This window comes from Pseudomonas sp. BN505, assembly GCF_029873175.1.
Taxonomy (GTDB): Bacteria; Pseudomonadota; Gammaproteobacteria; order Pseudomonadales; family Pseudomonadaceae; genus Aquipseudomonas; species Aquipseudomonas putida.
The window spans coordinates 13,690-40,184 of the sequence record NZ_SSOI01000030.1; the positions used below are offsets into that span (position 1 = coordinate 13,690).

At 65.1% G+C, this 26,495-nt stretch carries 11 protein-coding genes and 1 pseudogene; 11 read left to right on the top strand and 1 reads right to left on the bottom strand.

What is annotated here, in order from left to right; all coding sequences use genetic code 11:
* The first annotated feature begins 18 nt into the window (after nt 1-18).
* From E8E78_RS07715 to E8E78_RS07765, 11 genes and pseudogenes are all read left to right on the top strand, one after another.
* The gene (locus tag E8E78_RS07715) at nt 19-1,794 is read left to right on the top strand and encodes an ABC transporter ATP-binding protein (protein ID WP_049275484.1); all 1,776 of its coding nucleotides are present in this window, start codon (nt 19-21) and stop codon (nt 1,792-1,794) included.
* Nucleotides 1,787-3,637 (top strand): ABC transporter ATP-binding protein, encoded by a 1,851-nt coding sequence (locus tag E8E78_RS07720; protein ID WP_049275485.1) that lies wholly within the window; start codon nt 1,787-1,789, stop codon nt 3,635-3,637. The genes E8E78_RS07715 and E8E78_RS07720 overlap by 8 nt, the downstream gene beginning before the upstream one ends.
* 271 nt (nt 3,638-3,908) lie before the next feature.
* On the top strand, nt 3,909-5,060 hold the full coding sequence (locus E8E78_RS07725) for an LLM class flavin-dependent oxidoreductase (RefSeq protein ID WP_049275486.1): 1,152 nt from the start codon (nt 3,909-3,911) through the stop codon (nt 5,058-5,060).
* A gap of 18 nt (nt 5,061-5,078) precedes the next feature.
* Nucleotides 5,079-6,143 carry an ABC transporter substrate-binding protein gene (locus E8E78_RS07730; RefSeq protein WP_049275488.1) on the top strand — a complete coding sequence of 355 codons (1,065 nt, stop codon included), beginning with the start codon at nt 5,079-5,081 and terminating at the stop codon, nt 6,141-6,143.
* The gene (locus E8E78_RS07735) at nt 6,140-7,198 is read left to right on the top strand and encodes an ABC transporter substrate-binding protein (protein ID WP_016486035.1); all 1,059 of its coding nucleotides are present in this window, start codon (nt 6,140-6,142) and stop codon (nt 7,196-7,198) included. The genes E8E78_RS07730 and E8E78_RS07735 overlap by 4 nt, the downstream gene beginning before the upstream one ends.
* A gap of 298 nt (nt 7,199-7,496) precedes the next feature.
* Entirely contained in the window at nt 7,497-9,740 is a 2,244-nt protein-coding gene (locus tag E8E78_RS07740) for a TonB-dependent receptor (protein ID WP_028613525.1), read from the top strand.
* A 147-nt stretch (nt 9,741-9,887) separates the two neighbouring features.
* Nucleotides 9,888-12,335 carry a TonB-dependent receptor gene (locus tag E8E78_RS07745; protein ID WP_049275489.1) on the top strand — a complete coding sequence of 816 codons (2,448 nt, stop codon included), beginning with the start codon at nt 9,888-9,890 and terminating at the stop codon, nt 12,333-12,335.
* A 258-nt stretch (nt 12,336-12,593) separates the two neighbouring features.
* Entirely contained in the window at nt 12,594-13,346 is a 753-nt protein-coding gene (locus E8E78_RS07750) for an ABC transporter permease (protein ID WP_156859561.1), read from the top strand.
* 10 nt (nt 13,347-13,356) lie between these two features.
* Nucleotides 13,357-14,112 (top strand): ABC transporter permease, encoded by a 756-nt coding sequence (locus E8E78_RS07755; protein ID WP_049275491.1) that lies wholly within the window; start codon nt 13,357-13,359, stop codon nt 14,110-14,112.
* An 11-nt stretch (nt 14,113-14,123) separates the two neighbouring features.
* Nucleotides 14,124-14,909: an ABC transporter ATP-binding protein gene (locus E8E78_RS07760; protein ID WP_016500393.1), complete on the top strand. Its 786-nt coding sequence runs from the start codon at nt 14,124-14,126 to the stop codon at nt 14,907-14,909.
* Between the two features lie 8 nt (nt 14,910-14,917).
* Nucleotides 14,918-15,133 (top strand): annotated as a pseudogene (locus E8E78_RS07765) (chorismate mutase); the annotation flags it as partial.
* A 57-nt stretch (nt 15,134-15,190) separates the two neighbouring features.
* Here the strand turns inward: E8E78_RS07765 and E8E78_RS07770 are convergent.
* Nucleotides 15,191-26,017 carry a peroxidase family protein gene (locus E8E78_RS07770; RefSeq protein WP_049275493.1) on the bottom strand — a complete coding sequence of 3,609 codons (10,827 nt, stop codon included), beginning with the start codon at nt 26,015-26,017 and terminating at the stop codon, nt 15,191-15,193.
* Between the last annotated feature and the right edge of the window lie 478 nt (nt 26,018-26,495).

A 26,495-nucleotide genomic window follows, 5' to 3' on the forward strand; every position in this document is an offset into this window, starting at 1 on the left:
TTCTGATCGAGCATCAACATGAACCACCCGCTTCTTCGGGCATTGGCCATCTACCGCGAAATGCCTTGGCGCTTTGCTCTGGTCGCTGCCTTGTACATTGCCGGCAACCTCGGCCTGGCCTGGCAGCAGTGGCTGATCGGCCATGCGGTCGATGATGTCAGCGCCGGCCGCGCCGTGCTGCGCCTGGCCGACGGCAGCCTGGACGCCAGCGTGGCCTGGCACTGGTTGTGGCTGCTGCTGGCCGTCGCCCTGGGCCGCGGCCTGCTGCAATACGCCGCCGCCGTGCTGTCGCTGGTGCTTAGCCAGGCCCTGCTCACGCGCCTGCGGGAACGCATCCTCAGCCAGGTGCAGCGCCTGCACCTGGGATATCACTGGCAGCACGGCATGGGCGAATTGGTCACCCGCACCACCCGCGATGCCGACAAAGTGCGCGACGCGCTGATCACCTTCTGGCGGCAGATCATCGAAACCCCGCTGGTGGTAATCGTCGCGGTGGGCCTGTTGAGTTGGTACGACCCGCTGCTGGGGCTGGTGCCACTGCTGCTGACCGGCGCCGGGCTATGGCTGTTCGTGGTGCAGACCGATCGCCTGGTCACACTCGACCGTGCCGTTGCCGCTGCCTATGACCAGGTCAGCCAGGACCTCGCCGAAGGCATCGGTGGCGTGCGGGTGATCAAGGCATTTGGCCTGGAACAGCAGCGCATTGCCCGCTTCGCCCGGCAGGTGGAGGTGTTCACCGGCCATGCCCGCGCCGCCCTGGCCTACGCCAGTTCGCGCATTCCGCTGCCGCAGGCGGTGGTGGCGCTGGGGCATGTGTGGATCCTGGTGTACGGCGCCCATCGCGTGGCGGCCGGCGCGCTGGGCATCGGTGAGCTGGTCACTTCGCTGCTGGTGGCCACCACGCTGGTGTTCCGCATCGAAGGCATTGGCCGGGTGATGCAGACTTTCGCCGATGCCCGCGCCAGTGCCGAACGCATCTGGCAACTGCTGGACGAACGCCCGGCCATCGTCGGCGGCCATGCGACCCTGCCCGAAGGGCCGTTGGGGCTGAGGCTGAACCAGGTGCAAGTCAGTGCAGCAGAAGCTGGCCGGCCTATCCTGCAATATTGCTCTCTGACCCTGCTGCCCGGTGAGGTGGTGGCGCTGGTCGGCGCCACCGGCACGGGTAAAAGCCTGCTGGCCAGCCTGCTGCCACGTTTGGCCGATGTACAGCACGGCAGCGTCCAGGTCGGCAGCGATACTGCAGGTTGGCACGACGTGCGTGACCTCGACCTGGCCGACCTGCGCCGCCGCGTGCAAGTGCTGCCCCAGGAGAGCTTTCTGTTCTCCGACAGCCTGGCCGCCAACCTGCGCCTGGCCGCACCGCAGGCCAGTGACGCCCAGTTGCGTGAAGGTATGCGCCTGGCCGCTGCAGAGGACGTGCTGGAACGCCTGCCCCACGGCCTCGACACGCCGCTGGGCGACCGCGGCGTGACCCTGTCCGGCGGCCAGCGCCAGCGCCTGTGCCTGGCCCGGGCGCTGCTCGGCGCACCCGACATCCTGTGCCTCGACGACGCCACCAGCGCCCTGGATGCCCTGGGCGAACGCCAGGTGCTGCACAACATCCGCCGCCTGCACAGCGCCAGCGGCCAAGGCCCGACCTTGCTGCTGATCACCAGTCGCCTCTCCACCCTGCTGCTGGCCGACCGCGTGCTGATGCTGGAAAACGGCCGCATCACTGCCAACGGCAGCCATGCCGAGCTGTGCACGAACAACGCCCATTACCGCGACTTGCTGGGGATCGACCATGACTGATGCGCAGCACATCCCCGCCAGCGATATCGACATCGAACAACGCCTGGCCCGCCAGGCGCTGGACCGGGGCATGTTCCACCGCTTGCTGCCGCTGTTGCAGCCCATTCGCGGGCAGATCCTTGCCGTGATCGGCATCGAGCTGCTGCTGGTATTTACCGTGTTCCTGCGCCCGTGGTTCGTGCGGGAACTGCTGGACAAGGGCCTGGTGCCCAGCGCCGACCACTGGCTGCTCGACGAGCGCCTGGTACTGTGGCTGGGCCTGGGGCTGGCCGCGAGCTGGCTGGGGCGCTTTCTGCTGGCCGGGGTGTCGCAGTTCATCGCCGGGCGCGCAGCGATCGGCGTGCTCAACGCCTTACGGGTGAAAGTGTTCGCCCATGTGCAGGCGCTGTCGGTGAGCTACTTCGACCAGACCCGTGCCGGGCGCATCATTTCCCGTGCCGACCGGGACGTGGATGCGCTGGAGCCCTTGCTGGTGCAGGGCCCGCCCGAGCTGCTCGGCGCCTTGCTGCGCTGCGGCCTGGCAGCGGTAATGCTGTGGCGCATCGACCCCAGCTTCTTCTACAGCCTGGCTGCCACGGTACCGTTGCTGGTCGTGGCCACCTGGCGCTTCAAACGGGTTTCGCAGCGCAATTGGGCCAAGGTGGCCGAGCAGCGCAGCCGCTTCACCGCACACCTGGTGGAAAGTGTGAGCGGAGTGCGGCTGATCCAACAGTGCGGGCAAGAGCAGACCAACCAGGCACGTTACCGACGCCTCCTGGAAGACTTCAACCAGGCGCTGATCCGCGGCAGCCTGCGCGCCGGCTGGTTCGCCCCGTTTACCGCATTGCTCAGCACCGCCGGCATGGCCGTACTGTTGCTGGTGGGTGCTCATGGCCTGGCCGAGGGCAAGGTCAGCGTGGGCCAGGTGGCCGAGAGCCTGTTCTACGTGTTCCTGTTCCTTGGGCCGCTGCAAGAGCTGTCGGACCTGTTCGAGCGCTACGCCACCGGCAGCGCTTCAGCCCAGCGCATTTTCCTGCTGCTCGACACCCGCCCACAAGTGCTCGACCCGCCAGCGCTACACGTCCTGACCAGGGCGCGCGGCCAGGTGGACTTCGACGCGGTCGGCTTTGCCTATACCCCGAACAGCTCGCGCCCGGTGATCGACGGGCTCGACCTGCATATTCGCGCTGGTGAAGTGCTGGCCATCGTCGGCCCTTCCGGGCACGGCAAGAGCACCCTGGTGCAGTTGCTGACGCGCTTCTACGAAGTGCAGCACGGCGCCGTGAAGCTGGACGGCATCGACCTGCGTGCGCTGGCCCAGCATGACTTGCGGCGCAACGTGGGCGTGGTGCTGCAGGACAACGTGCTGTTCAGCGGCAGTATCCTCGACAACCTGCGCCTGGCCGCGCCATCTGCCGACGATGCACAACTGGTGGCCGCCGCCCGTGAGCTGGGTGCCGACGAGGTGCTGGAGCGCCTGCCGCAGCGCTACGAAACCGAAGTCGGCCCACTGGGCGCGCACCTGAGCCATGGCCAGCGCCAGCTGGTGTGCCTGGTGCGGGCCTACCTGGCCGACCCGGCGGTGCTGGTGCTGGACGAAGCCACCTCGGCAGTGGACGTGCACACCGAGCGACGTATCCAGCGCGCGCTGCGCAGGCTGTGCCAGGGGCGGACTGCGATCATCATCGCCCACCGCCTGGCGACCATTCGCGATGCCGACCGGATTGCCGTGGTGAAGCATGGGCGGGTGGTGGAGCAAGGGGCGCATGCCGATCTGATCGAGCGTAATGGCGCCTATGCGGCGCTGTACGACGCGTACCTGCGCAGTGCGGGAGAGGTTGTAGCCGAGGGGATCGAAGTCTGACTTGCCGGCCTCTTCGCGGGTAAACCCGCTCCCACAGGATCACCACAGCATTCAATACCTGTGAGGTACCTGCGGGAGCGGGTTCACCCGCGAAGAGGCCGGGCCTGTTCATGCTGCTACCCCAGCATCCATTGCTGCCGCACTGCTGCCACAGCAGCAGCCCTCTCCCCGTCTACTCCTCAAACCCCCGCCCTACAGGCCACGCGCCACGCATGGCACAGCCGTTGCACCACCGTCCCCATCCGCACAACCTCCCCCTTCAGGAGCCCCCATGACCACCGAATTCTTCTGGCGCCTGCCCTTGGGCACCGATGGCCCACAGCTGTCCACCGACCGCCACAACCGCGGCAACCCCGCGCACCGCCCCGGCAACATCGCCCCCGGCCGCCTGCCCGATGGCCAGGCCGATGGTTTCACCTACATCGACTACATCGCCCAAGTGGCCAAGGCCGCCGAGCTGGCCGGGTTCGAAGGCGCGCTGCTGCCCACCGGCCCGGAGCCGTGGATAGCCGCCGCCGCGCTGGCCCGCGAAACCCGGCGCATCCGCTTCCTGATCGCCTTCCAGGCCACCTGGACCCTGCCCGCCTACGCCGCCCAGCAGGCGGCAATCCTGCAGAACCTCAGCGGCGGCCGGCTGGACTGGAACATCATCACCGGCGGCAACCCGACCAGCCAACGGGCCAATGGCGACTTCCTGGAGCATGACTTGCGCTACAAGCGCACCGGCGAATTCCTCGACGTGATCCAGGGCCTGTGGACACAGGAAAAGTTCTCCTACGAAGGCGATATCTACCGCCTGGAGAACGGCAGCCTGCCGCCGGGCCTGCAACACGAACGCAAACCGGGCGTGTACTTCTCCGGGTTTTCCGATGCCGCACTGGACGTGGCCGCGCGCCACGCCGATGTGTACCTGAACTGGGCCGAGCCCATCGATAAGCTCAAGCCGCATATCGAACGCGTGCGCGAGTTGGCCGACAAGCAGGGGCGCACCGTGCGTTTCGGCCTGCGTGTCGACCTGTTCGCCCGCGAGACCGAAGAACAAGCCTGGCGCGAGCTGCGCCAGCAGTTCGAGCGCCTGGAAGGCAAGGCCAGCGCCAGCGCCAAGGGCTTCGTGACCGGCTCGGACTCTGTCGGCGGTGCACGCCAGGCGGCCTATCACCAAGGCTTGCAGGGCTTCGACGAACTGATCCTGGCGCGCAACCTGTGGGCCGGCTTCGCCAAGGCCAAGCCCGGCCCCACCGTGGGCCTGGTGGGCAGCCATCAAAAGATCGCCGAACGCCTGGCTGAATACCGCGATGCCGGTTTCAGCACCTTCATCCTCGCCGCCAACCCGCACCTGGAAGAGGCCCTGCGCATCGGCCAGGAAGTGTTGCCGCTGGTGCACCAGGCTGCCAACACAACCCCTTTGCAGGCCAGCGCCTGAACCCGACCGGAGCTGAACATGAGCCAACCCCTCGATACCCTGTGGTACACCCGCTGTCCGGTGCCCACCGGCCTGGGCATCGCCGTGCAGCAAGGCTGGCTGCAGGAAGACCTGGCCGGCCTCGGCACCGAGGTGCAGTCCCTGCGTGAAGCCGACCAGCAGGCCGTGCGCGAATCGCACTTCGACCACAGCCTGCTCAATTCGGTACGCCACGGCGGCAGCATCCCGGCCATCTGGGCCCGCGCCCAGGGCCGTGACACCCGCGTGATCGGCCTGTCGTGGGCCGATGAGGCGCAGTTGATCCTGACCCGGCCAGACAGCGGCATTCACACCGTGAAAGACCTCAAGGGCCGCCGCTTCGGCCTGCCCGACTGGGCCGCCGCACAGATCGACTTCACCCGCGCGCAAGCCCTGCGCGGGCTGGAAAACGCCCTCAAGCTGGCAGGCTTGCAAGTGGGCGACGTGGACTTGGTCAACTACCGCTACGACGGCACCTTCAGCGACCGCCCGGTGCGCAACGTGGCCGGCACGCCGGTGTCCAGCACCCAGAGCGAAGGCCGCAACCTGGAGCTGGCCGGCCTGCTGCGCGGCGAGGTCGATGCAATCTTCCTCAAGGGCGCCAGCGCCGTGCAACTGGCCCACGCCTTTGCCCTGCACACGGTGATCGACACCGGCAGCCACCCCGACCCGCTGATCCGCAGCAACAACGGCACGCCACGCACCCTGGCGGTAGACAGCCACCTGCTGGCGCAGCACCCGCAGGTGGTGCGCACCCTGCTCGGCTCGGTGCTGCGCGCCGAACGCTGGGCCCACCAGCACCCCGACGAAACCCGCCGCTACCTGGCGCGGGAAACCAACAGCAGCGAGTACTGGGTGCAAGTGGCTTACGGCACCGACGCCCACCTGCGCCTGAGCACGCGCCTGGACGAACAGGCCGTCGATGCCTTGCAGGACTTTGTCGAGTTCCTCAAGCGCTGGCGCTTCATCCCGGCGCGCTTCGAGGTGCGCGACTGGATCACTCGCCAACCACTGGACCAACTGCTGGCCCCCCTCCAAATGGACAGGAAACCCGTTACCCCATGACCAAGCCCCTGGAAACGCTCTGGTACACCCACAGCCCCGTGCCCACCGGCCTCGGCATCGCCGTGCAGTCGGGGCGGCTGGCCGAGGCCTTTACGCCGTTTGGCACCAATATCCAGTCGCTGCGCGAGTCCAGCGAACGCGAGGTGCGCGAAGCCCACTACGACCATCACCTGCAGAACTCGGTGCGCCACGGCGGTAACATCCCGGCCATCTGGGCCTACGCCAGCGGCGTCGAGACCCGCGTGCTGGGGCTGTCGTGGAGTGATGAGGTGCAGTTGATCCTCACCACCGAAGAAAGCGGCGTACGCAGCATTCGCGACCTGAAGAACCGCCGTTTCGGCATACCCAAGTGGGCCAACGTACAGATCGACTTCACCCGTGCCCAGGCCCTGCGCGGGCTGGAAAACGCCCTGAAGCTCGAAGGCCTGGCGGTGGCCGATGTGGAGCTGGTCGACTACCCCTACGGCGGCACCTACAGCGATGATGCCAAGCAGCACCTGTACGGCGCTGAAGTGAGCCTGGACACCAGCCGCTTCAGCCGCCGCAACAATGAGCTGATCGGCCTGCTGCGGGGCGATATCGACGCCATCTTCCTGAAGGGTGCGCACGCGGTGCACCTGGCCCATGAGTTCGGCCTGCGCGTGGTGGTCGATACCGGCAGCCACCCCGACCCGCTGATCCGCAGCAACAATGGCACCCCGCGCACGCTGACCGTGGACCGGCATTTGCTGGAAAACCACTTCGATGCCAGCCGTACGCTGGTCGACACGGTGCTGCGCACCGAGCAATGGGCCTGGGCCAATCCGGAGGAGACGCGGCGCTTTTTGGCGCGCGAACTGAACACCAGCGAGTACTGGGTGGCAGCGGCCTATGGCGATGATGCGCACCGGCGCTTGCGTACTACCTTGGACAGCCGCTCGATCGAGGCGCTGCAGGACTTTACCGAGTTCCTGTTCAGGTGGGGGTTCATTCCACGGCGTTTCGATGTGCGGGAGTGGATTGATTTTCGCGTGCTGGAGAGTGTGATCGGTTCGACTTCGCGGTTGGCGGTTTGAGATTTTTGGGGCTGCTGCGCAGCCCTTTCGCGGCACAAGGCCGCTCCTACAAGGGCCTGGCTTACGCTGAACAATTGTAGGAGCGGCCTTGTGCCGCGAAAGGGCCGCAAAGCGGCCCCAACAATCTCAGCCCCACCACTGCTGCCCCAGCAGCACCCGCCCAGCACCCCACTGCTGCCCAATCTGCAACACCCTCTCAAAACTCTAATAAACACGTTACATTTCAATAGCTTAACAACATGGCACAGTCCCTGCTCTAGCTCTCCCCAAGAACGCTTTACATACGGGGAGATCCACCATGCACCAGCTCAATCCACTGGCCCGCCAGATCAGCCTGGCGCTGCTGCTGGCCGGCACCGGCAGCCAGGCCATCGCCGCCAACGAAGACACTAAAAACGAACCGGCCCTGGAAACCGTCACCGTCACGGCCCAACACCGCGAACAGACCTTGCAGGAAGTACCGGTAGCCGTATCGGCCATCAAAGGCACCAGCATCACCGCCGATGGCGTGCGCTCGATGGGCGACATCACCACCTTCGTGCCCAACGCCTCGGCCAAGAACCCCGACGGCGACGGCCGCCCGCGTTGGTACATCCGCGGCCTGGGCACCGGCGACACCGGCGCGGCAACGGTCTTCCCGGTGGGCATCTACGCCGATGACGTCTACCTCAACGCCCCCATCGCAGGCGGTGGGCCGCTGTTCGACCTGGAGCGCATCGAAATACTGCGTGGGCCCCAAGGCACCCTGTATGGCAAGAACACCACTGCCGGTGCAGTGAACGTGATCTCGAAGAAGCCCACCTTCGACACCGACGGTTATGGCACCGTCGGCTTCGGCAGCAAGAACGAACGCATCGTCACCGGCGCCATCGGCGGCGCGCTGGTGGACGAAAAGCTGGCCGGGCGAGTGGCGCTGTATTCCGAGGAGCGTGACGGTTTCCAGAACAACGACTTCGACGGCAACACCTATGGCGATGTGAACAAGAAAGCCATCCGCCTGCAGTTCCTGGCCCAGCTCAACCCCGACCTGGACGCCCTGCTCAAGGTCCACAGCCGCCAGTTCAAGGGCGACGGCAGCAATGGTTCGCTGCCCGTGGGCCGCTACTACAACGTCGGCTACGAACGCCCGCATGGCCGCGACATCTCGCTGAACGTCAACGAAGACTACCGCCTGGACCACGACGGCGCCTCGCTGACGTTCAACTACTACCTGGGCGACTACACACTGACCTCGATCAGCGCCTACGACTACATCCGCAACCGCTCCACCAGCGACGCCGACTACACCCCCTACGAGGTCAACGGCGCGTCGATCACCGACAACAGCTACCGCCAATGGTCGCAGGAGCTGCGCCTGGCCTCGCCGGAAGACCGCCCGCTGCACTGGCTGCTGGGTGCGCACTACTTCCACGAAGACCTCGACAGCTCGGCACAGCGGGTGGTCACCCCCGGGCCGACGCCCAACGGCACCGGCTCGAACCAGGTGGGTACCACGGCGTTCCGCGACATGGGCTTCGACCACCGCACCGACAGCTACGCGCTGTTTGGCAACCTGACCTACGACTTCACCGACGACTTCAGCGTCACTGGCGGCCTGCGCTGGACGCAGGAGAAAAAGGACATCGACCTGGACCTGGTGCAACTGACCCGCGCCACCGCCAACGGCCCGCTGGTCCCGCTGGGTGGCGTGGGCACCAACGGCAATCGCCAGGAAGACAAGACCTGGGAAGCCTGGACCTACGACCTGACGCCCGAGTACCGCATCAACGACAACCTGCGGGTGTTCTTCCGCTACGCCCACGGTTTCCGCTCGGGCGGTTTCAACACCGGGCTGTCGACCAGCCTGGCGCAGCTGACCACGGTCGACCCGGAAGAGCTGGATGCCTATGAGCTGGGGCTGAAGTCGGAGTGGTTCGACCGCCGCCTGACCGTCAACGCCAACCTCTTCTATTACGACTACTCCGACATCCAGGTGAACCTGCTGACGGTGAACAATGGCGTGCTCACCACCGCACTGACCAACGGCGCCAAGGGCAAGGTCAAGGGTGCGGAGCTGGAGATCGAAGGCCAGCCGACCGAGCGCCTGCACCTGCGCGCGGCGGTGTCGTTCCTTGACACCGAATACACCGACTTCAAGAACACCAACCCCACCACTGGCGCGGTAACCGGCGATTACAGCGGCAACAGCTTCGTGCGTTCGCCGCGCAACGTGGTGTCGCTGGGTGCCGACTACACCATTCCGCTGGAAGTGGGCGGCAAGCTGGTGGCAGGGGGCGACGTGAGCTTCCGTGACAAGGAGTACTTCCTGGCCGACCGCCAGAGCAGCGCCGACGAAACCCTCAGCCAGCCCCACTACACGTTGGCCAACGCCCGCCTGAGCTGGTTCAGCCACGACGACAAGCTGAGCGTGACCGGTTTCGTCAACAACCTCACCGACCGCCGCTACCAGGTGCACGGCCGGCCCAACGGTACCGCCGGGCAGTACGTGATCACCTACGGCGACCCGCGCACCGTCGGGCTCAGCGTTACCAGCCGGTTCTGATTGAAAACCATTGGGGCCGCTGCGCGGCCCATCGCGACACAAGGCCGCTCCCACAAGGAGACCGCGTTCCTTCTGTGGGAGCGGCCTTGTGTCGCGATGGGTTGCGCAGCAGCCCCACAGCATCACGCTGTATATAAGGATTACTCCATGCCCCACCACAACCCCTTGGCCAGCGCCATCGCCCTGGCCATCGCCGGCCTCGCCGTGCCCGCATTCGCCGCCGAAACCGCCGACCGCCTCGACACCGTGGTCGTGGTCGGCACCCACCGCAGCGACGTCACTGCCCTGCAAAGCGCCGCCCCGGTCGATGTGCTGAGCGGTGAAAAACTCCAGGAAACCGGCGCCAGCGACCTGTCCGCGGCACTCACTGCGCTTTCGCCTTCGTTCAGCTTCCCGCAGTCGCCCCAGGGCGCCTTTGCCGGTTCGATTGCCCAGGGCGCCTCGCTGCGCGGCCTGGCCTCCGACCAGGTGCTGGTGCTGGTCAACGGCAAGCGCCGCCACACCAGCGCCAACGTCACCCGCCAGGGCCTGGTCAACGCCCGTGGCGCGGCGGCCGTGGACCTCAGCCTGATCCCGCTGTCGGCCATCGAACGGGTGGAAATCCTGCGCGATGGTGCGGCTGCCCAGTACGGCTCGGACGCCATCGCCGGGGTGATCAACATCGTGCTCAAGGAGCGCGACGAGGGTGGTAACGCCGGCTACCGCTTCGGCGGCTACAAGAAAGGCGACGGCCTGCAGCGCAAGCTCAGCGGCTGGAAGGGCTTTGCCTTGCCCAACGACGGCTTCCTGACACTGGCCTTCGACGCCGGCAGCCAAGACCCCGCCAGCGACACCCGCGACGACAACCGCCTGTTCTACCCCGGCTCCACCAGCATCGACACCGCGCGTGAGCAGAACAACCGTTACCGCAACTGGCGCTGGGGTTCGGGCAATGTCTCGGACCAGTACAACTTTACCGCCAATGCCGAAATGGGTTTGAGCGAGGGGCTGAGTGCCTACGGTTTTGCCACCTATGCGCACAAGAACACGGATGCCGAGAACTTCTTCGACCCGCCCACCACGTTGCGCAACAACTACGGCAGCGTAGCCCTGGCGCGCTACCCGGACGGCCGCCTACCGGTCACCCGCTACGGCCTGGAAGACTTTGCCGTCACCGGTGGCCTGCGCTTCGAGGACCAGGCCCTGGGCAAATTCGACCTGGCGCTGAACTACGGCAATAACCGCGTCGACTCCACCGACCGCGACGCCATCAACCCCAGCTGGGGCACCGCCAGCCCGTCGACCATCTACACTGGTCGCCGCGAAGCCGACCAGACCAGCCTGACCCTGGACTGGACCCGCGACTTCGCCAACGACTGGCTGTTCAAGCCGCTGACCGTTTCCGCCGGGCTGGCTTGGCGCCAGGAAAACTACGACCTCAGCGAAGGTGACGCCGCCGGCTGGTCAAACGGGCCGCTGTTCAACACCATCGACCCTGTCTCCGGCAGGCGCATACCCGGCTACTACTCGGGCATCACCCAGGTCGATGCCGTGTCGCTGGACCGCCGCGTGATCGGTGCCTACTTTGATGTCGAAGCCCAGCTGAGCGAAAAGTTGCAGGCCGGCGTGGCCGTGCGCAGCGAGCACTATTCGGACTTCGGCGACACCACCAATGGCAAGTTGTCGATGCGCTACGACTTCACCCCGCAGATTGCCGCGCGAGCCAGCGCCAGTACCGGCTACCGTGCGCCTTCGCTGGTGCAGAGCGGGTTGTCGTCGTTTAGCGTACAGGTGGTGGAACAGCCCCCAGGCAGTGGCAACTGGGTCGAGGTGCAGCAGCGCACCCTGCGTGCCGATAGCCCGGAAGCGGCCCTGCTTGGCGGCAAGGCGCTGAAACCTGAAGAATCGACCAACTTCTCCGTGGGCCTGGTCTGGCGCCCATTGCCCAACGCCTCGGTCACACTCGACGCCTATCGTATCGACATCGACAACCGCATCACCCTGTCCGACCAATTGCCTGCATCGGTGGTGGGGCCGATCTTCGCCGGTACCCCTTACGCCAACATCCAGAGCGCGGCGTTCTACACCAACATTGCCGACACACGCACCGATGGCTTCGAATTGGCCGGCCATTACCAGCTGGATGCAGGCCGCTGGGGGCGCGTGGACTTCAACGGTGGCTACGCGCGCAACAACACCCGTATAACCGGGCTGGATGATGTGGGCGGCATCCCTGGCAGCCAGATCATCGGCCGCAACACCCAGGGGCTGATCGAAGACGGCACCCCCGAGGACAAGCTGACCCTCAGTGCCAACTGGCTGTATGACGGCTGGAGCGTCACCGTCGCCCAGCGCCGGTATGGGGAATGGAAGAACCGCAACGCCGCCAACCCGACGCTGGACCAGACCTTCAGCCCGCAATGGGTGACCGACCTGGACGTGTCGTACCGTTTCGACCTGGGCCTGACCTTGTCGGCGGGCGCGATCAACCTGTTCGACAGCCACCCAGACAAAGCGAAGGGTGCACAGCTGTATGGCGTGCCCAAGTACTCCATCACCAGCCCGGAAGGGGCGCAAGGGGCGTTCTACTACACCAGCGTGAGTTACGACTTCTAAGCTGAAACCGGGTTGGCTTCTTCGCGGGCTTGCCCGCTCCCACAGGTCCTGCACAGGTTCGCAGACGGGTGCCATCCTGTGGGAGCGGGCATGCCCGCGAAGAATCCAGCACCGATGCTGCTGACTGACTGCTGCTCTAGCAGCACCTCGCTGCTGCTCAAGCATCACCCTCACCCTCCAGCCCCGCAATCCGGGGCTTGCGCCCCCTGGCACAGCTCTTGCGATACACCACTACCCTCTGCTTTCCCAAGGCCAGCCATGCGCGTGCTTTCTCGTCTTTCCTGGTTCATCTCCCCCCTGGCCCTGCTTATCTGCTGGGCCGTGGTGGCCTATGTCGGGCTGTTTCCGGCCAACCTGCTTATCCCGCCGCTGGAGGTGTGGCACAGCCTCACCGACCTGCTGGCCACCGGCGAGTTGCAAGAGCACTTGGCCGGCAGCCTGTCGCGACTGGCCTTGGGCTTTACCGGCGGCGCACTGGCCGGCCTTGGTTTCGGCGCGGCGCTGGCCTTGTCGAAGACCGTGGAGGCCTACTGCGCCCCGCTGTTCCACACCCTGCGCCAGGTGCCCAGCATCGCGTTGATCCCGATGTTCGTGCTGCTGTTTGGGGTGGATGAAACCTTCAAGGTGATCATCGTCGCCAAGACTGCGTTTTTCCCGGTGGCACTGGCCACCTGCGAAGGTATCCGCGCGATCCCTCCCAGCCATTTCGAAGTGGCGGCGGTTTACCGCCTGCGCTGGCCCACGCTGGTGGGGCGGATTGCCCTGCCCGCCGCGGTGCCGGCGATCGTCACCGGTATCCGCGTGGCCCTGACCCGCGCCTGGGTAGTGCTGGTGGCTTGCGAGCTGCTGGCGGCCGACAGCGGCCTGGGGCAGATGATCGAGATGGGCCGGCAGATGCTGCGCATCGATGTAGTGATGGTCGGCGTTGTATTGACCGGGCTTATCGGCTTCAGCTTGGACTTCACCCTGCGCCGCGTGGAACGACGCCTGTCCGCCTGGCAAAGCCACTGAGGAGGCTGTGATGAAACGACTTGATTTGCGTGGCCTGGTACTGCCGCTGTTGCTGCTCGGCGCCTGGGAGTACGCCTCGCGCCAAGGTGCAGCCGGGGCCTACGCCTTCGTGCCGCTGGCGCAGGTGGGCACAGCATTGGCCGAACTGCTGGGCAGCGGCGAACTGCTGGTCAACCTGTGGGCGAGCCTGTTACGTACCTGCAGCGGCCTTGCCATCGGCATTGTCGGCGGTGTCGGGCTGGGTGCGTTAATGGCCCTGTCCTCCCCCGCCAACCGCCTGATCGCGCCGCTGTTCCATGCCTTGCGCCAGGTGCCGATGCTGGGCTGGATCCCGCTGATCGCCTTGTGGCTGGGTAACGGCGAAGGCGCCAAGCTGCTGATCGTCAGCCTGGCAGCGTTGTACCCGATGGTGCTCAACACCTTCGAGAGCCTGCGCCAGGTCGCCGGCCAGCACCGCGAAGCGGCACGGGTGCTGATGCTCGGCCGCTGGCAGCAGCTTTGGCTGATCCTGTTGCCCGCCGCACTGCCCGGCATTGCCGCCGGGGTACTGCAAGCCTTGGCCTTCGCCTGGGTGACCTCGGTGGGCAGCGAGCTGTTCCTGTCTGCCGGGGCCGGCCTTGGCAGCCTGATGATGAACGCCGAAGCTGCGGCGCGCATGGAGATCATCGTGGTCTGCGTGCTGTGCATCGGCCTGAGTGGCTACCTGATGTCCTGGCTGTGCACCCTGCTCACCCGCCGCCTGCTGCGCTGGCGCACCAACCATTGAAAGGCCCGACCATGAACGCCATCGCCCACGTTTTACCCACCACCGCCAGCACCGGCGCGCTGACCATTCGCGGCCTGAACAAGGCGTACCCGCTCAAGGGCAAGCATGTGCCAGTGCTCGAAGGCATCGACCTGGATATCCGCCCGGGCGAATTCGTCAGCATTCTCGGCGCCAGCGGCTGTGGCAAGTCTACCCTGCTGCGGCTGATCGTCGGCCTCGACCAGGACTACCAGGGCCAGATCCTGCTGGACCGGCAACCCGTGCGCGGGCCCGGCCTGGAGCGCGGTATCGTGTTCCAGGACCATCGTCTGTTCCCGTGGATGACCCTGCAGCAGAACATTGCCTTGGCCTTGAAAAACCATGCGTTACCCGCAGCCGAGAAAAACAGGTTGGTGGCCGAGCACATCGAACTGGTAGGCCTGAGTGGTTACGAGCAGGCCTACCCGCACCAGCTGTCCGGCGGCATGGCCCAGCGCGCGGCAATTGCCCGGGCGCTGGTGAACAAACCCAAGGTGTTGTTGCTGGACGAACCGCTCGGCGCACTGGACGCCCTGACCCGGGTACGGTTGCAGCAGGAGTTGCAGCGCATATGGGTGCAGGAGCGTTGCACGGTAATCATGGTGACCCATGACATCGAGGAAGCGCTGTACCTGGGGGACCGGGTGATCGTGATGGACGCGCACCCTGGGCGGATTCGCGAGGATTTGCGCATTGACCTGCCGCACCCGCGCCAGCGGGACAGCCAGGTGTTGCAGGGGTACAAGCAGCGGTTGCTGGGGGAGCTGGTGGGGCATTGAGAGGCGGTGAACGCGGGCATCTGGTGGCCCAGGCGGCCGCCTTCAAGAAAACCAGCGACGGCGTTCGCGCGCCCGCGCCAGTCGAGCAGGTGATTGCCAAAGTGCGGGGTATCGCCGTGGAGACGGGCGCCTCACCGGAGGTGGTGGAGCGGGTTTACAGGGCAATGATTGCGGCGTTTATCGATGAAGAGTTGCAGGTGCATGCGGGGTTGGCCGGCAAGTAAACCAGGGGCTGCTGCGCAGCCCCTGTATTTCAAGGCAACGGCCTGTTCCTCAGCTGCTCAACCTGCCAGGATGAAGTCCGCTATAGTCACCGTGGTCGCATCCGCCACCCCCGCCAGGCGGATGGAGTCGGCAGCGCCGATGTGAACCAGCGTATCAGCCCCAACATCGGCGATGGTGACACTGGCGGCGAAGGTCGCTGCGGTAATGTTCAGGGCGGTGATATCCAGCCGGTCCTGGCCACCCGCCGCAATGGCATCGAAGTTGATGATCAGGTCGTTGCCGAAACCGGCCGCGAACTGGAACACGTCATTGCCGTCAGTGGCCATCATCGTGTCGTTGCCGGCACCACCCACCACCGTATCGTTGCCCGCCGCACCGTTGAGGAAGTCGTTGCCAGCGCCCCCAATCAAGGTGTCGGTGCCGACGTCACCAAACAGCGTGTCGTTGCCATCGCCACCTTGCAGTGTGTCGTTGCCGTTGCCGCCGTCCAGGCTGTCATCACCAATGCCGCCCAGCAGGGTGTCGTTGCCGGCATCCCCCAACAGCGTGTCATTGCCGTCGCCGCCATCGAGGCTGTCATCGCCACCCCCACCGTTCAGGCGATCGGCACCCAGGCCGCCGAACAACTGGTCGTTACCGGCGTCGCCATTGAGGGTGTCGTTGCCGGCGTTGCCGTTGAGGATGTCGTTGCCGCCGTCACCGGCAAGCGTGTCATTGCCCGCCGCGCCGTTGATGATGTTGGCCAGGCCATTACCGGTGCCGGTGAAGTTGCCTACACCGGTATACGTCAGGTTCTCGACGTTGGCGGCCATGGTGTAGCTGGCCAGCGTGGTACTCACCAGATCAGTTCCTGCGCCAGTGGCCTCGACCACAGTGTCCCCGGCATCATCCACCACATAGGTGTCGTTGCCCACGCCCCCCACCAGGCGGTCGGCACCCGCACCGCCGCTTAGCAGGTCGTTGCCGGCGCCGCCGGTGATGGTGTTGGCCAACGCGTTACCCGTACCGGTAAAGCTGCTGCTGCCGGTGTAGGTCAGGTTTTCGACGTTGGCACCCAGGGTGTAGGTGGCCAGGCTGGTCTGCACCAGATCGGTGCCACCGTTCAGCGCCTCTGTCACCGTGTCACCGGCGTTGTCGACCACGAAGGTATCGTTGCCGGCACCGCCATTCATGGCATCCGCGCCAAGCCCGCCGTTGAGGGTATCGTTGCCATCGTCGCCATTGAGGATGTCAGGGTCGTCCCCGCCGTTGAGGATGTCGTTGCCAAGCCCGCCGAACAACTGGTCAGCGCCGCCCAGGCCATTGAGCGTGTCGTTGCCGCCCAAGCCCGAGATCACATCATTGCCCGCCGTGCCGGTCAGGGTGTTGGCCGCGTTGGTGCCCACCAGTGTCACGCCTGGCGGCACCACCACTGCGGCCGTCGCGGCGGAGGTCAGCGACTCCAGGGTGCCGAAGCCGTCGGTGTAACGCACGATCACCCGCAACTGCTGGTTGCCCTGGGCAAAGCCCGGAGTGAAGGTGGCGGCCGTAGCCCCGACAATGTTGCTGAAGATGCCGCCCGTGCCCTGCTGCCACTGGAAGCTGAAGGCACCGAGCCCGTCCAGGTCGGCGATGCCGCCCGTCAGCGCGGTCAGCGTCTGGCCCTGGTCTGGCGTGGTGTCGCTGATCGACACTGCACCGGTCGGTGCATCGTTGACGTTGGCCACCGGGTCGAGGATGTCGGAGGCGACGCTTTCTTGCACGCCAAAGTCATCCACATAGCTGACCACAACCCGCATGTTCTGCCCCACTTGCGCCTGGGTCAGGACAAAGGTGCTGCTGATGGCGCCAACAATGTTGACCCAGCCCACACCCCGGTTGGACTGCCACTGGAAGGTGAACTGCGGGTTGCTCAGGCCGTCGGCATCGACGATGGTTGCCGGGTTGGCAGTGAGCGTCTGGTTCTGCACCAGCAGCCCGGTCACGGTCGGCCCGGCACTCGGTGCGCTGTTCACCGACGAATCGACGATTTCCAGCGTGCCCTTGGCGTCCTGGTACACCGCACGTACGCGGATGCTCAGGCCAGCCACATCGTCCGTGACCCGGTAGGTGGCGCCCGTCGCCCGCTGGACCTCGCCTGCGGCGACAAAGGTGATGTCTTCATAGACACCCGAACCCGGCAGGGTCTCGACTTGCCAGTAATAGGCCACAGGGCTGTTGACCGCACCGGTCGTGTTGGCCGCGCTGACGTTGTCCGCATCATGTACCGCGAGGGGTGTCACGCGCAGCAGTTGGCCGCTCACCGGTGTATCGTCACGCACCCCGGTGGCAGCGTCGAGAATCACCAGGTGACCCGTGGGGCCAGCGTTGACGGCGGTTCCCACGCCAGAGGCTTGCGAGCTATCAGAGAACTGCAGCCGCTCGATGCCGGTCAGGTGGTCGACACCATCGCGCCCGGCCACCAGGTCGGTGACGATCACCGCATTGCCATCGACCACCACGCTGTAATCGGTGGCCACCCCCGAGAACACCGCCGTGTCGTAGTTGTCGGTGCCGTTGAGGATCTCCCGCACGATCACCAGCTGGCCTGGGTTGTAGGTGCCGTTGAGCATCAGCGGCACCATCGGCTCCATGCTGTCGTAGCTGGCGATTTCCGGGCCGGTGCCATCGTGGTTGGCGCGCACGCTGATGCGCACGTTCAGCCACTTGTCACCGTCGAGGATGTCGTCGCCGCCACGGCCTTCGATCAGGTCGCTGCCACTGCCGCCGAGGATGATGTTGCCGCCATCGTAGAACGTTGCACCGGCGGCCAGCAGGCTGGACAGGCCGTTGATCAGGCTGATGTTGGTGAGCACACTGCCAGTGGCGCCATTGGTCGGCAAGCTCGCGGCGTCTTCATTGTCGCCGCGCAGGAAGTCGCCATGGGCCGAGCCCGACAGGCCTTCCATGATGTCGAAGCGGACCAGCGCCGAAGCGCCAGAGCCCGGCACTGGCGGCACGTCGAAGAAGCGGTCGCTGTAGTCGATGGTCACCCCCTGGGCCAGGCCCTTGAAGGTTGCCCAGTCGTAGCCCGAACCACCGATGTAGCGGTCGCCAAAGCCCAGGCTGCCGACCATGATGTCGTCGCCGCCTTCACCGTTGAACTTGTCGTTCTCATTGCCGCCGATGAACACGTCGTGGCCGATGATGGGGTCGTTGCCGAGCGGGTCGAAGTTGTCGCCAGGCGCACCGTCCGAGGTGCCCTTCTCGATCCAGTCGTCACCTTCGTTACCCATGTCCTGCTCGTTGGCCTTGCTGCCCAGGATAAAGTCGTTGCCCTGGCCGCCTATGGCCTCGGAGGCATCTTCACCGGTGACGATGAAGTCGTTGCCGAAACCGCCGATGATCAGGTTGACGCCATTGCCGCCGTGCAGCACGTCGTTGCCGTCGCCGCCCTGGATGTTGTCGTCACCGCCCATGTCGCTGATGATGTCGTCGCCGGCACCACCACGCAGCTGGTCGTTGCCGTCACCCCCCTCGATGCGGTCGTTGCCGCCATCGCCCCAGACCGTGTCGTCACCCTCGCTGGACACCAGGATATCGTCACCGTTGGTGCCGCCCAGCACGATGTGCTCGGCACCGGCATAGCGGATGTAGTTGGTGTCCGGGCCAGCCGTCAGCGGGCTGTCGCGGAACACCACCTGCTCGCCGTTTTCGCCCAGTGGGTCGACGTTGCCCAGGCCTGCGTTGAACTGCTTGCTCTGGTCGACTTCAAGGTAGAAGCCCGGGTCGGAGAACACCAGGCCCGGCAGGTGGGTGGCGGAGGTGTTGGCCATGATCAGCTTGGCGAAGGAGTTGCTTTCCAGCTCGGCGTTCATCGACAGGCCGGAAGTGCGCTCCAGATAGTAGAAGCGGTCGCCGTCCTGCAATTTCTCCATCTGGTTTTCGAACACGAAGTTGAAGGTACTGCCGAGCATGCCGCCGAACGGGGTCTTCTCTTCAGCCAGGCCGCCGATCCACAGATCAATGGCATCGACACCGGTGATGGTCACCGCCTTCAGGTCATCGGCGGTGCCCAGCACACCATCCTTGCCGGGCAGGGTTACATTCGCCCAGGTACCGCTGCTGTTGAGGAAGTCCAGGCGGTCGGCCGGCGCGCCATCGCCACCGAACACCAGGGCCATGGCTGCGTCGCGTTTTTCCAGCAGTGTGGTGGCCCCGGTGATGGTGCTGTGGGTGCCATAGGCCGCAATGAAGTTGATCAGCGACTCGGGGTGCTTCAGGTGCTGCACCAGGTCGACCCAGCTGGTGTACGGCTTGAGCTGGGTATCACCGGTTTGCCCGTAGATGTCGCGGCGCACGGCGTTCAGTGAAGGGATGCCAACGTCGCGGCCACGGGCAATGTTGATCGCCGGCAAGTCCAGCGGCAGGCCGAGCAAATTGTTGCGCAACGCCTCGGTGACGAACTCGTCGATTTCGTTGCCACCCTGACGGGTGACCCCGCGGACGATGGCGCTGGTGGCATCCTCGGGGGTAACGCCACTGGCGGCATAGGCCAACGGGTTGAGGAATGCCGCGATCAGGCCCAGTTGCTGGTCAGGGTTGGCGCTGGCGGGGTCCTTGATGACGTTGAAGTCGATGTCGTAACGATCAACAGTCTCGGTCAGCATCGAGTGGCCGAAGCGGTACACGGTGTGGGCGAACTCGGCCACGATCGACGCATCGAGGTCGACGTCGTACACCTGGGTCGGGGCAAAGAACAGGTCGACCCGTGGTTGCACGGTACGGGCGAACTCCTCGAACACCAGGTGCTGGTACTGCATCTCGGTACCGAACTTGGCCGCCTGGAACAACCGCTCGCCGTTCCATAGCAACGCGCCGATCTCGGCCGGGGTAACCGGCAATGCGGTTACCGGGTTGAGCAGCCATTCGTTGAGGAAGGCCAGGTCGTGCGAGTCGAGCACGGTGTCCATGGTCTGCGCCACCAGCCGGTTGTGCTCGGAGTGGAAGATCGCATGCACGGCTGTCAGGCCGATGTTCTCGTTGACCCGACCGTCGCCGGCGACGTAATGCGCGTCCAGCAGTTCATTGTCGTAGGCCAGGTTGGCCCCGGTCTGTGGGTTGACCGGCACAGCGTTGCCGGCAACGTTGTCGGCATCCGGCGCCAACACGCCGCCACTGAACACGGGTACCGCGTTATGGGCAATGTCGGCGAGGAACTGGTGCCCCGTGCGCACGGCGTTGGTCAGGTCGAGCGGCGCCAGCGGGTTGCCTTCGACCTGTTGGTCATCGGCAGTGCCGGCAATGCCGTCGAGGCCCTTCATCACCACCATCGGGTAGCCGTTCGGCCCCTTGATGAAGTTGCCGTAGGCGTCGGTTGCCAGCAACGGCACGTTGTCGACGTCGGCATCGGTCAGGTTGATGCCAAGCACGTCGCGGGCCTGGGCCTTGAGTACTTTCCAGGTGGCCATGCCACCGATCTCGGTGTCGTCGGCAGTGCCAAACTTGCCATCGGCGCCCAGGTCACGGTTGGTGATCAGCCGGCCAGTGGCAACAGGGCCGTCGTCGGTCAACATGTAGGCACGCAGGAACACCTGGTGCGACGGGTGCGAGCTGTAGGTCTGGTTCTGGTCCACGAACGGCGTGGTGGTGTTGGTGTGTTCGTGAACGTCATCGGCGTTGCCGAGGATGCCATCCGGCCCTGGCAGGTTGGTGGCACGGGTCACCACCATGAAGTTGGTGAAACCACCCTCCACGTAGAGCGGGTCATCGGGTTGCAGCGGGATGTAGATAGTCCCCGAACCACCCTTGGTGACCAGGTCCAGGCCATGGTCGAAGAACTGCCCGAAGAACGTCATCCAGGCGTTGAACGGCGCAGACAGGCCGGCATCGGCAGCCGTGTTTTCGAACAGGTACACATCGTGGTCGTCCGTGGTGCCGAACTGGCCATCCATGCCCGGGCTGGCGACGATGCGCACGCCGTCCTTGAGCACGTCGTCGTTACCGGGCGTGCCGAAGTTGAGTACGCCATCGGCACCTGGGTCATACGCGGTGGCATAGGCTGCCGGGTTGTTGGAGGTCTGGTCGACGATCAGGTTACTGATGGTGCGCGGCTGCGAGTCGAACACCGGGCCGCTGGTCTGCTGGTACGACGAGCCCGGAATGGCCGGGGAGCCAGGGCCGAAGAAGCCGGCCGGTGCACCTTCTGCCGGGTTGAACACCGGGTCGGTCAGGCGCGGGAAGACATTGTCGGCAGCACCGAACTGGGTGTTGTTGTTGCCGTTGAGGTTCATCAGGTTGTTGTTCGAGCCATCGACTGCACGCAGGCCCAAGGGCGCGCGGATGTTGGGGATCAGCGAGAGGATGTCCTGCCCGGCGGCATCGGCCTCGGCGATCTTGATCTGGTCGAGGATGAAGTTGAGGTCAGAGCGCACCATGTGCAGCCCCTCGCCCCCTGCCGTGGCATCCACGACCGGAGTGACCGGCGTTGGCACCACCGGTGCGCCCGGCTGCACCACCGCCGTGGGTGCGGAATACAACACCTCGGTTGTGCCATGGGCGTCCTGGTAGATCGCCTTGACCCGCAGGCTCAGCCCGGCCAGGTCTGGCGACACCTTGAACGCGGTGCCATCGGCGCTCTGGAACGCCAGGTCACCGGCCGGTAGCAGGATGATGTCCTCGAACACACCACTGCCCGGGTCGGCCTCGAATTGCCAGTAGTACGACACTGAGCGGTCGGCAAGCGTGCCTGCCGGGTTGCCCGCACTGATATTGTCGGCATCGAGCACGCCCGCCACGCTCACCGTCAGCATATCGCCCACCGTGATAGCACCGCCGTTGCCATCGGTGACGGTCGGGCTGCCCGTGGGCTGCGCGTTCACGCCTGTCACCAGCACGCGTTGGCTGTCGGAGAACTGCAGGCGTTCGATGTGCAACAGCGTATCGACGCCATCGCGGCCAGCCACGGTATCAGTCACCGTCCACACATCATCCGCGACATCGGCCGTGCCTTTGGTGTTCTGGGTTACCACGTACTCGCTCTGCACCCCCGCATACACGGCCGTGTCAAAGGCCGCGCCGCCAGTGGAGGTACCCGGCAGGATTTCGCGCACGGCTTTCAGCTGGCCAGGGTTGTAGGTGCGGTCGAGCATGAACGGGATCATGTCGACCATGCTGTCGAAGCTGGCGATCTCGGGCCCGGTGTGGTCGACGTCGCCAGGGGCGTACACGGCGATGCGCACGTTCAGCCATTTGTCGCCGTCGATCAGGTCATCGCCGCCACGGCCCTCGATCAGGTCGCTGCCATTGCCGCCGAGCATGATGTTGCCGGTGGCAAAGCCCGTGGTCGGCAACCCGGCATCCGCCAGGAACTGCTGCAGCCCACGGATCAGCGCCACGTTGGTAAGCGCACTGCCAGTGGCGCCGCCATGGTTGAGGATGGTCACTGCATCGACGTCATCGCCTTTGAGCACATCGGCGTAGTCCGAACCGGACACCCCTTCGACCTCGGCAAAGCGGTCGAGGATGCTGGCCGGCGAGGCGCCGACCGGGTTGAATACCCCGGCGTTCTGGTTTGGCGCATTGCCGTGGGGCTGGGCCAGCGCTGCCAGGCTCAGGTCAACGGTGACGCCGACCTTGTCGTTCTTGTTGGTGATCCAGTCGAAGCCGGACATGCCGTCCATCTTGTCTTGGGCATCGCTGCCGACAAAGATGTCGTCACCGCCCTCGCCGATCATTTCGTCAAAGCCACCGCCACCGACGAAGATGTCGTTGCCAACCACTTCGTCACCCAGCAGCGGCGCAAAGTTGTCACCAGGCGCACCGTCCTGGGTACCCTTCTCGATCCAGTCATCGCCCTCGTTGCCGGTGGGTGGCAGGTTGGTCTTGGCGCCGAGGATGAAGTCATCGCCCTGGCCACCGAAGGTGGTGGAAATGTCCTCGGTGGTGATGATGAAGTCCTGGCCGTCGCCCCCCAGGATCAGGTTCCCGGCCACCAGCATGCTGCCGGCGACGATCACGTCGTTACCGGCGTTACCCTCCAGGCGGTTGTCGCCGAACGAGTCGGTGATGATGTCGTCGCCTGCCCCACCCAGCACTGCGTCGTTGCCGGCGCCACCTTCGAGCACGTCGTCGCCGGCATCGCCGTAAACGGTATCGTCGCCTTCGCCCGAGATGATGATGTCGTTGCCGGCCGTGCCGCCCAGCACCACATGGTCTTCACCGGTGTAGTGCAGGTAGTTGGCGTCAGGGCCCACGGTGTCGGGGTTGTCGCGAATCACCAGCGGGAGGATTTCAACCCCGTTTATCTCGATGCCCCCGGTCGGGTCGGCCTTGCCGTCGGCACCCAGCCCGGTGAACTGGTTGGCCTGGTTCACTTCCAGGGTGAAGGTAGGCGTGAGGAACACGGTGTTGGACAGGTGGGTGACGTCGGAGTTGAGCATGATCAGCTTGGCAAAGGAGTTGTTCTCCAGTTCCGTACCGAAGTTCATGCCCGCCGTACGCGAGAGGTAGTAGAAACGGTCGCCGTTCTGCAGCGCTTCCAGCTGGGTCTCGAAGACGAAGTTGAAGCTGGACCCGAGCATGCCGCCGAAGGGCATTTTCTTCTCGGCCAGGCCACCGACCCAGAAGTCGATGGCATCCACCCCGGTTACGGTCACGCCGGTAATGTCGTCGGCCGTGCCGGCGATGCCGTCTTTGCCCGCCAGCGTCACGTTGGCATAGGCGCCGGTGCCGTTGAGGAAGTCCAGGCGGTCGAGTGGTGAGCCGCTACCGCCAAGCACCAGCGCCACTGCGGCGGCGCGCTTGTCCGCTTCGGTGGTGGCCCCGGTGATGGTGGCGTGAGTGCCGTAGGCAGCGATGAAGTTGATCAGCGATGCCGGGTGCTTGAGGTGGTCGGCAAAGTCGGCCCAGCTGATGTAGGGCTTGAGCTGGCTGTCGCCTGTTGCCGCATAGAACTCGCGACGCGCCTCGTTCAGGCTGGGGATGCCGGTATCACGACCACGGGCTATGTTCAGCGCGGGCAGGTCCAGCGGCAGGCCGAGCAGGTTGTTGCGCAGAGCTTCGGTGACGAACTCGTCGATTTCGTTGCCCAGCTGGCGGGTAACACCGCGGATGATCGCACCGGCCGCTTCGTCGGCGGTGGCACCGCTGCCAGCGAACGCCAGCGGGTTGAGGAAGGCGGCAATCAGGCCCAGTTGCTGGTCAGGGTTGTCGGGGTCGGCAGACACCGGGTTGAACGACGGGTCGAAGCGGTCGACGGTTTCGGTCAGCATCGAGTGGCCGAAGCGGTACACCACATGGGCGAACTCGGCGAGGATGGCCGGGTTGATCGAGGTGTCGTAGCCATTAGGGGCGAGGAACTCGTCGATCTGCGGCTGGATGGTGCGAGCGAACTCTTCGAACACCAGGTGCTGGTACTGCATCTCGGTGCCGAACTTGGCAGCCTGGAACAGCCGCTCGCCATCCCACACCAGCGCGGCGATGCCGGCAGGCGTGGTGGGGATGGCAGTGACGTCGTCGATCAACCACTCATTGAGGAACGCCAGGTCGCCCGCGGCCAGCAGGGTGTCCTTGGTCTGCTGCACCAGGCGGTTGTGCTCGGAGTGGAACACATGGTGCACGGCAGTCAGGCCGATGTTCTCGTTCACCCGGCCGTCACCGGCGATGTAGTGCGCATCGAGCAATTCGTTGTCGTAGGTCAGGTTGTTGCCACCCTGCCCGACCGGCTGTGCGTTGCCCACCAGGGTGTCGGCGTCAGCCTGCAGCACACCCCCAACCACCACGGGCGCGGCATTGTGGGCGATGTCGTCAAGGAAGCCATGCCCGGTGCTCACGGCATTGGCCAGGCTGATCGGCGCATTGCGGTCGCCCTCGACCAGCTGGGTGACGTCATCGGCGGTGCCAGCGATGCCATCGGCGCCGTTGTTCACGCGCATGACCACCTGCGGCATGCCGTTGGGTCCGCGCAGGAAGTTGCCGTAGGCATCGGTGGCCAGCAACGGCACGCTGTGCACGTCGGCATCGGTCAGGTTGATACCCAGCAGGTCACGGGCCTGGGCCTTGACCACCGCCCAGGTGGCCATGCCGCCGTTTCCGCTGTCGCCATCGTCGGCGGTGCCGAATTTGCCATCCGCGCCAAGGTCGCGGTTGGTGATCAGCCGGCCTGTGGCCACCGGGTCACCGGCGCCATCGAGCATGTACTCGCGCAAAAATACCTGGTGCGAGGGGTGCGAGCTGTAGGTCTGGCTCTGGTCAACGAACGGCGAGGTGGTGTTGGGCTGACTATCGTCGGCGGTGCCCACCACGCCATCGGCGCCGGCGGTGCGTACGGCGCGTGACAGCACCATGAAGTTGGTCGGGCTGCCGGCCACGTACAGCGGGTCATCCGGGCGCAGCGGTATGAACACGATGTCGGTACTGCTCTTGCTGACCAGGTCCAGCCCGTGGTCGAAGAACTGTCCGAAGAAGGTCATCCAGGCGTTGAAGCCCGCCGTCAGGCCAGCGTCCGGCGAGACGTTGGGGATCAAGAACACCGGCTTGTCGTCGGCGGTGCCGAACACCCCGTCGATACCGGGGCTTATCACCGGGGCTGCGCCACCATTGGCTTCGACCGCCGCCGGGTTGTTGGCGGTCTGGTCGACGATCAGGTTGCTGATGGTGCGCGGTTGCGAATCGACGACGTTGCCGGTGCCCACGTAGTTGGCACGGTAGGAGGCATCGAGCAGGCGCAGGAACGAATTGTCGGCAGCGCCGAACTCGCTTTGCCCGGCCACCAGGTTGTTGAAGCTGCCATCGACGGTGCGCAGGCCGAACGGGACCTGGCTGTTGGGCAGCAGGTCACTCAGGCTGGCGCCGTCAGCATGGGCTTCGGCGATGAAGATTTGTTTGAGAATGAATTCCAGGTCCGACTTGCTGAAATTGGCCATTGCAGTTGCCCTCGATCTGTCCGGAGATGACACAGGGCAACAGGGTCCTTCCCGCGCCCAGTCAGTGTTGACGTGCGCAGAAACTGGTTGGGTGTACCGGGCTCAGTAGCCCAGCAGTCGTGTGCTGAAACCTCTGGCCTCTTCTTGGCAAGCTGGCACCCCCGTTGCGGGAGGGGCCCTGTAAACCGTGCGCAACAGGTGTAACGCACTTGCATCGATCCCAGCTCGCACAGGGCCCGAATACTTCAGACTAAAGTCGTAGGCCAAAAGCTTGTCAATATTTCGTCAAAAAAATCTCCTCCGATGATAATGCGATGCAACTCACTGTTTTCATGTGACTTATAAAAAGTTCAAAGTATTTATAGAGCAAAATGATATTACCGAATGTTTCGTTGCAACCTACGCTGCTGCATATGGGAGCAACGCAGCGTTTTGGCCAATATCGCCATCAGAGCGACCCGCCTGCGAGCCGACCAAG